Here is a 1,155-nt window from a genome sequence, read left to right on the forward strand (position 1 = left end):
GCCCCGGAGGTGTTCATGCCAGCCTTCTCCGCTTGGCCGGCTGCGCTTGCCAGACCAGCTCCGCCGGCCAAGCTACCCGTGGCGGAGCGGCCCACCGTGCACTAACTCTACCCTTGGACCACCTCGTGGGGGCCGATCACTCCATCTCGCCGAACCTCGGCCGCCTCGCGATCACAGAAAGCGCGCTGGCCGCAGCGGACAGTCTCTGGCGAGCCGAAATGCGCCGGAACTACGGGCCAGACGGCGTTCTAATCTACGCCTACGCCCCCGAGGGGCAGGGCGACCTCGGAACGCCGCTTCGGCGATCCTACGAGGCTCGACGGGTCGCCGTTGCATTGTGGCGGTACGAACGGCGTAGGGGCTGAGGAGCAGCCACATCAGGAGCTCCAGTCCAATTAGAAGGCCAACATGCCGAGGCATCAGCACGCGGTATCACGGCCACGCTGGCGACCCTCAGATCGTGAGCCGACCCTCGCTGCGATCGAGGAGGCAACGCTCTTCTCGGCTTATCTAGTCGAGCAGTATGGCGAGCAGTACGCCCCAATCATGGACCGCCTTGTCATGGAGCTAGAGGGGGCTCGGAAGCGGGGCGGCAGCCCTACGGAGAGGGCGAAACGGATCCTCCATGAGGCGGAAACAGACGGGCGGCTTGCAGCCGTGAACATCACGCGGAAGCGCTAAGAGCCTCACCCCGCGGAGAACACCTTGAAGGCCCATAGCTCGCGAATGAATGATCCTGGTGCGCCGACGACGGTCGCCATTCTGCGGGAGCAGTACGGCCCGCGGGTCATCATTCCGCTCGACCGCGTGATGGAGGACTACTTCCCCGGCGTGTCGCAGGAGCACCTGCTGCGCCGGGTCAGTGAAGGCAAGCTGAACCTGCCGATCGTGCGGATCGACGCTAGCCAGAAGTCAGCCAAAGGGGTCGGCTTGATAGACCTCGCAGCCTACCTCGACCAGCGAATGGAAGCCGCTCGTAAGGAGTGCCGCCAGCTTTACGGGTAGCTTTCAACGACAACGGCGCAGCAACCCATGAGGTCACTGCGCCGCTTGATCGGGCCGCCTGAGGGGGCGGAGGGCGGCCTTGAAAAAACGGGTACGCCTGAACCGATCACCGGGGCGTGCGCATCAGCACATCCAACCGCCTGTGGCTCG

At 64.8% G+C, this 1,155-nt stretch carries 1 protein-coding gene; it reads left to right on the forward strand.

Annotated elements, in window-relative coordinates:
• The first annotated feature begins 705 nt into the window (after window positions 1–705).
• Window positions 706–1,005, forward strand: a complete 300-nt coding sequence (locus tag MKK65_RS22495) for a pyocin activator PrtN family protein (RefSeq protein ID WP_243960288.1) — start codon at window positions 706–708, stop codon at window positions 1,003–1,005.
• Window positions 1,006–1,155: the final 150 nt, after the last annotated feature.

The organism is Methylobacterium sp. J-001 (assembly GCF_022829565.1).
Classification (GTDB): domain Bacteria; phylum Pseudomonadota; class Alphaproteobacteria; order Rhizobiales; family Beijerinckiaceae; genus Methylobacterium.